Annotated in this window: 6 protein-coding genes; all 6 read right to left on the bottom strand. The window is 58.0% G+C overall.

The genetic code is table 11. The features are described from left to right. Window positions 1–77: 77 nt before the first annotated feature. The 6 genes from gspD to B2589_RS10875 all read right to left on the bottom strand — a co-directional run bounded on the left by gspD (window position 78) and on the right by B2589_RS10875 (window position 6,565). Complete coding sequence (gene gspD / locus B2589_RS10900; protein ID WP_286816593.1) at window positions 78–2,033, bottom strand: type II secretion system secretin GspD; 1,956 nt, start codon at window positions 2,031–2,033, stop codon at window positions 78–80. A 32-nt stretch (window positions 2,034–2,065) separates the two neighbouring features. Continuing rightward, window positions 2,066–2,920 carry a type II secretion system protein N gene (locus B2589_RS10895; RefSeq protein ID WP_286816592.1) on the bottom strand — a complete coding sequence of 285 codons (855 nt, stop codon included), beginning with the start codon at window positions 2,918–2,920 and terminating at the stop codon, window positions 2,066–2,068. Between the two features lies 1 nt (window position 2,921). Then, complete coding sequence (gene gspN, locus B2589_RS10890) at window positions 2,922–3,713, bottom strand: type II secretion system protein N (protein WP_286816591.1); 792 nt, start codon at window positions 3,711–3,713, stop codon at window positions 2,922–2,924. 167 nt (window positions 3,714–3,880) lie between these two features. Further along, on the bottom strand, window positions 3,881–5,533 hold the full coding sequence (gene groL, locus B2589_RS10885; protein ID WP_022989342.1) for a chaperonin GroEL: 1,653 nt from the start codon (window positions 5,531–5,533) through the stop codon (window positions 3,881–3,883). A 76-nt stretch (window positions 5,534–5,609) separates the two neighbouring features. Continuing rightward, entirely contained in the window at window positions 5,610–5,897 is a 288-nt protein-coding gene (gene groES, locus B2589_RS10880) for a co-chaperone GroES (RefSeq protein WP_022989343.1), read from the bottom strand. A 197-nt stretch (window positions 5,898–6,094) separates the two neighbouring features. Then, complete coding sequence (locus B2589_RS10875; RefSeq protein ID WP_199456090.1) at window positions 6,095–6,565, bottom strand: FxsA family protein; 471 nt, start codon at window positions 6,563–6,565, stop codon at window positions 6,095–6,097. Window positions 6,566–6,568 lie beyond the last annotated feature (3 nt).

The raw sequence follows: 6,568 nt of genomic DNA, 5'->3' as shown, positions 1-6,568 counted from the left end.
TCCCGGTAAAGCGCGATGAACCAATAAAAAGGCCAGGTTCCTGAAAAGGAGCCTGGCCTTTTTCGATTCGGCGTCTGTTACTGGCGACGACCTTCAAACAGCATGTCGACAGACGGCTGCTGGTCCGGGGCGGGCAAGCCAAGCTTCTCACGCACTCTCAGGTCCACATCCCACAGGCGATTGAACTTCTCGGTGGTTGCCGCAACGCTCTCGTCTTTACCCAGCATGATGGTCGGGCGCAGGAACACCAGCAGGTTACGCTTCACGCGGGTTTCGGATTCTGAGGAGAACAAACGGCCCAGCAGCGGGATGTCCCCCAGCAGCGGCACCTTGCTTTTGCTCACCTGGTAGTCGTCTTTGATCAGACCACCCAGCACCACGGTTTCGCCGTCATCGGCCAGCACCGTGGTTTTGATTTCCCGCTTGTTGGTGATCAGGTCAGAAGCACCGGCCACGTTGGTGGTAGAGATATCTTCGGTGGTCTGCTCAACCACCAGCCGTACCAGGCCATCGGCACTGATGGTTGGCGTCACCTTCAGGGACAGGCCCACATCCCGGCGTTCGATGGTAGTGAACGGATTGGTGGTGCCGTCCCCGGTGACCGTAGACTCACCGGTCCGGAACGGCACGTTCTGGCCCACGATGATTTCGGATTCCTGGTTATCCAGAGTAATGATGCTCGGCGTCGACAACAGGTTGGCGGCTGAGGAAGACGACAGCGCCTGAATCAACACACCCCAGGTAATACCATTTTCGTCCCGCTCGCCGGCACCGATGGTAATACCGCCGCCAAGCTGGGGAATCATATCGCCCACCAGCGCACCGATGACCGAGTTCAGGCCCACCATACCTTCACCGCTGGTCAGGTTGGTGCCGATTGCCGGTACCGAGCCAACAGATTCATCACCGGCCGCAAGCTGAACGCCCAACTGGTCGCCCAGCTCGTCACTGATTTCAACGATGGCGGCCTCAATCATCACCTGGGCACGACGCACATCCAGGGCAGCCACGATCTGCTCCGCCTCCTGCATGAGAGAAGGCTCACCGCGTACCACCAGGGCGTTCAGACCTTCGTCAGCAAACACGGAGAACGAGGAAGACTGGCGGCTACCTGACCCACCACCGGCAGCACCGCTGGCACCGGGCGCTTCACGGGCGACTTCCCCCATCACACCCTTGAGAATCTCGGTCAGCACCTTGGCATCGGCATGGCGCAGGCGAATCACACTGGTAGTACCGCCGGTAGCCGAGGGCTGGTCCAGCTGGCGGATCAGGCCGCGCATCTTGTCGCGGAAGGTCTGGTCGCCGCGCAGAATCAGGCGGTTACTACGCTCATCGGCCGTCACGTTATACTTGCGCGCCACGTTATCGCCACCGGAGCGGCCCAGCTCATCCGGGGCCAGCTCCTGCAGCAGCTTAACCATGTCACCGACCCAGGCCTCTTTAAGCTGGATAACTTCGACTTCGTATTTCGACGGGCTGTCCAGTTCACGCACAATCTGTTCAATGCGCTGAATGTTGGAGGAATGGTCGCTGACAATCAGGGCGTTGGCTGCCGCCACACCGGCCAGGTGGCCATACTTTGCCACCAGCGGGCGCAGGATGGGCACCAGCTCCAGGGCGTTGGCGTTGTCGATCTGGATTACCCGGGTGATCAGCTGTTCCGAAGGGGTAACAGGGAAGCGATCCAGAATCTCGGCAGACTGCTTGGCATCTACCTGCTGAACAATTTTCACCACTTCCTCACCGGGTATGGCGGTGAAACCGTGAACGTTCAGCACGGCCAGGAACAGGTCGTAGATTTCGTCTTTGTTCATGGGGGCGCTGGACAACACCGTTACCTTGCCCTTTACCCGGGGGTCCACCACAAAACTGTAGCCGGTTATATCGGCAACCTGGGTGACAAAGGCACGGATATCGGCATCCTTGAGGTTAAGCCGCCAGGTTTCCTCCTGAGCCTGAACCACCGACATCACCGGCAGCAGGATTACAAACAGAAGGGTCCGGAGAAGATTGGTTTTGTGGTTATACATCTGGCGATATCATCCTGTTGTAAATTACCCGTTCAGCGCCACTGTTCGGGTATGGCATAACTGACGGTGAGTATGGATCCGTCACGCTCTATTTCTATATCCAGCTGGCTCTGGTTCCGCCAGTCATCCAGCAACGCCTTGTCCTGTTCTACATCACCCAGGCGCTGGCCGTTAATGGCTGTAATGACATCCCCCGGGCGCAGATTGACCGCATTCAGCATCGGGTTGGAACCATCATACACATAACCCGACTGCCCGGACTCGTCTGCCGGGCTCAAACCGTAGGCTGCCAGCGCTGCTGCGCCTTCGGAATCCAGCCGGGCCCGGGCGTCGGCAAGATAGGAGTCTGGCGATTGTGCCGCCTGTTGCGGCTGTTCCGCAACCATTGCCTCCACTCCGATGTCTTCCTCGAACGCCAGGGATTCGTATCGACCACCCCGGCGCAACAAAATCCTTTGGGGCTCTACTTCCGCTAACTCCGCGTTGCCTGGCAGCGTATCCCCGACCCGATAATACTCGGTTTCGCCGTTACTACCGGCGACAATAGCTCCGGACTCTTCCGGCACCGGACCAATCAGCACACCTTCAAGTTTCAATCGAAGGCCGGTTTCGGGTGCCGAGCGGCGTACAACATCCGCCACGCCAGCCTGCCCTTCCGGCCGCCCGAAAAACTCGTACCCGGCCACCGAAGCCAGCTCACCACCCGCCGACCCTGACGCAGGGCCACTGGCCTGGCCGTAAATCTCCGGAACCGGCCGGTCGTTCCAGGCGAACAACCAGGTGATCTTCGCCAGCTCAACGCCAAGAACCACGACCAACACCACCAGCAACAGATTGGCGACCAGCCGCGCTATGCGCTCCTGAACCTGTACCGACAAACCTGCCACCTCAGAACCCTCCGGGCAGCAGAGGCTGCCTGACCCGGAATACTACATCATCCGGGCTTGCGGAATCCGGCCAGGGTTGTCCGGCCAGGTCCACCATGCGCTTGTACACGCGAATCCCCATCATACCGTCGCGGCCTATGCTGGCATCGGCCGCCGGGCCACTGGCACCCTGCTGGGCGATGGTCAGGGCGACTCCGTCTGCCACGGTATCCAGGTTGGCCTGCATGGGCGGGAACCGTGCCTGGCCGGTGTCGTTACCCATGGGCCAGGTGACCAGCCCTCCGGGCCAGCGCCCTGAACCTTCCGCCTGCTGCAAACGGTTATCGGCCCAGGCCACCTGAAAACGATCAACCGATACCTGCCCTTCTATCATCGCACCACCGCTCTGGCGAATCAGGTCCCTGAATTCGGCCACGGTAACGGCACCCTTGCCGCTTACTTCAAAATTAGCGGGCCAGCCCAAGCTGGCAAGGCCTTCAATGCGGGATTGTGACGAAGACACTGAAAATTCGACAGGCAATGCCAGTTCCGTGACCGAAGGCCAACTTAACTGCCAGTGCACCCTTGCCGGGAAGCCTCCGAGGTTCAACCCGGCGGTGCCATTCCAGAGTTGCCCGGAAACCTGCTGCACCTGAACCTGGGGTGGTAACTGGATATGCCCGGAAGCCTTGTGCCAAAGCCATCCGGCAGGCACCCAGAACACCAGCGTTACCCCATAAACCACAAGGCCGAGCAGCAGCAGAAGAATAAACTTGCCGGGGCCAAGGAAGGATTTTTTCGGGGATTCGCTCATTGCATCCTGCACATTTAAAAACCGGTAGCCGAGTCTATCAAAGCCACCCTGCAAGTTCATGACAAAAAAACGAAAAACCCCGCGCCAGTGTGAACCAGCGCGGGGTTTCTCAGGGGTAGATCGGGCCAAGCCTCAAAAACTGAGACCTGGTCGGGACCTGGCCGGCATCACATCATGCCGCCCATGCCTCCCATTCCGCCCATACCACCCATGTCCGGCATGCCGCCGCCGGCTTTCTCGTCTTCCGGCTCGTCTGCAACCATCGCCTCAGTGGTGATGATCAGAGACGCAACAGAAGCCGCAGCCTGCAGTGCAGAGCGGGTTACCTTGGCAGGATCCAGGATACCCATCTCCAGCATGTCGCCGTACTCTTCAGTGGCCGCGTTGTAACCGTAGGCGCCCTGGCCTTCTTTTACCTTGGCCACAACAACGGAAGACTCACCACCGGCGTTGAATACGATCTGACGCAGCGGAGCTTCCATGGCACGACGCAGGATGTTAACACCGGCCTTCTGCTCTTCGTTGATGGCATCAACCTTGTCCAGCGCAGCGATAGCGCGGATCAGGGTTACACCACCACCGGCTACGATGCCTTCTTCAACGGCAGCGCGGGTAGAATGCAGCGCGTCTTCAACGCGAGCCTTCTTCTCTTTCATTTCCACTTCAGAACCGGCACCGATCTTGATTACGGCAACACCGCCAGCCAGCTTGGCTACGCGCTCTTGCAGTTTCTCTTTGTCGTAGTCAGAAGTGCTGTCTTCGATCTGCTTGCGGATCTGCTCAACGCGGGCTTCGATGTCGCCCTGGGCACCGGCACCGCCGATAATGGTGGTGTTTTCCTTGGTTACGTTAACACGCTTGGCCGTACCCAGGTCATCCAGAGTGGTGTTCTCCAGAGTCAGGCCTACTTCTTCGGAAATCACAGTACCACCGGTCAGGATGGCGATGTCCTGCAGCATTTCCTTACGACGGTCACCAAAGCCAGGCGCCTTGACGGCGTTGACTTTAACGATGCCACGCATGTTGTTCACAACCAGGGTTGCCAGCGCTTCGCCTTCGATGTCTTCGGCGATGATCTGCAGCGGCTTGCCCGCCTTGGCGACAGCTTCCAGCACCGGCAGCAGTTCGCGGATGTTGGAGATTTTCTTGTCTACCAGCAGGATGTACGGGTCATCCAGTTCAGCAGACATGCTGTCCTGGTTGTTGATGAAGTACGGGCTCAGGTAACCACGGTCGAACTGCATACCTTCGACTACGTCCAACTCGTCTTCCAGGCCACGGCCTTCTTCAACAGTAATAACGCCTTCTTTACCTACACGCTCCATGGCGTCGGCAATGATGCGGCCGATTGTCTCGTCGCCGTTGGCAGAGATAGTACCAACCTGGGCGATGTTGCGGCTGTCGTCGCAAGGAGTTGCCATTTCACGGATGGCCTTTACGGCTTCAGCGGTGGCTTTGTCGATGCCGCGCTTCAGGTCCATCGGGTTCATGCCGGCGGTTACCGCCTTGATACCCTCACTCACAATGGCCTGGGCCAGAACGGTTGCGGTGGTCGTGCCGTCACCGGCAGTTTCGTTGGCCTGGGAAGCAACTTCCTTGACCATCTGGGCGCCCATGTTTTCGAACTTGTCTTTCAGTTCGATTTCCTTGGCTACGGAAACACCGTCTTTGGTTACAGTCGGAGAACCGAACGACTTCTCCAGAACCACGTTACGGCCTTTCGGGCCCAGCGTTACCTTTACGGCGTCTGCCAGAACATTTACACCTGCAACCATGCGTTTGCGGGCGCTATCACCGAACTTAACGTCTTTTGCTGCCATGTCTTCTATTCCTGTTCGTTAAACCGAAGTTGAATCAGATCGGGTTAATGAGCGTTCGTGCTTATCGCGGTTGCGATCACTCAAGCACGCCGTAGATTTCGCTTTCGCTCATAATGAGCAGCTCTTCACCATCAACCTTAACGGTGTTACCGGCATACTGGCCGAAGACCACGGTGTCACCCACCTTGACCGCCAGTGCACGGGTTTCGCCGTTATCCAGAACACGGCCGTTGCCTACTGCAACAACCTCGCCCTGGGAAGGCTTCTCTTTGGCGTTACCCGGCAGCACGATGCCACCCGCAGTTTTCTCTTCTTCTTCCTTACGGCGTACGACAACACGATCGTGGAGCGGACGAATTTTCATTGCTCTGTTTCTCCAATAGTCAGATTAATGTGGCAATGACAATTGCATGTTAAAAATGTCTGGCCGGAACCCCGGACCGGACAAATTGCCCCGGCATCCAAGCCACTGATAGTCAGTAGTTTTCAGCCTGAGACGAATCTGTGGTGAGTTAATGGGGTTGCCGGAAACGTTTTCAACACCCCTGAACGAAAAATTTTTCACTTTTTTTCGAGGCGATCGCGGTCTGTCCGGGTCTGATCCTGGTACTCGCCCTCGATAATGTCGCCGTCGGCACCCCGGGATTGATAGAAAAAGCTCCGGCTGTGCACCTGCCCGGCCACGGTCATCCGCTTCAGCGCCTGCGCCGCCAGCCAGTGCCGCGTACCCGGCAACAAACACAGAAAACCAAAGGTGTCGGTAATGAAGCCCGGAGTCAGCAACATGGCACCACCCACCGCAAGAATCAGCCCTTCGGCCACTTCCTTCGCCGGCAGTTCGCCACTGTTGAGCCGTTCATTCGCCCGCAATAACGTGGCCAGCCCTTGCTGGCGCAACAACCAGGCGCCGATTACCGCCGTAAGAAAAACCAGCCCGACGGTGTTCAGCACGCCAATCAAGCTGCCGACCTGAATCAGCACCGCCAGCTCGGCGATGGGCATAACGATGAAAAGAAAAAAGAAAACGGGCAAAAT

This window comes from Marinobacter sp. UBA3607, from assembly GCF_002375525.1.
Lineage (GTDB): Bacteria > Pseudomonadota > Gammaproteobacteria > Pseudomonadales > Oleiphilaceae > Marinobacter > Marinobacter vinifirmus.
The sequence above is the reverse complement of the archived record's forward strand: the minus strand, read 5'-3'. Positions and strand labels throughout refer to the sequence as shown.

Bases quoted from the DNA above. Each gene is read 5' to 3' on its own strand.
- groL (WP_022989342.1), bottom strand. From the start codon at position 5,533: ATGGCAGCAAAAGACGTTAAGTTCGGTGATAGCGCCCGCAAACGCATG.
- gspN (WP_286816591.1), bottom strand. From the start codon at position 3,713: ATGAGCGAATCCCCGAAAAAATCCTTCCTTGGCCCCGGCAAGTTTATT.
- gspD (WP_286816593.1), bottom strand. From the start codon at position 2,033: ATGTATAACCACAAAACCAATCTTCTCCGGACCCTTCTGTTTGTAATC.
- groES (WP_022989343.1), bottom strand. From the start codon at position 5,897: ATGAAAATTCGTCCGCTCCACGATCGTGTTGTCGTACGCCGTAAGGAA.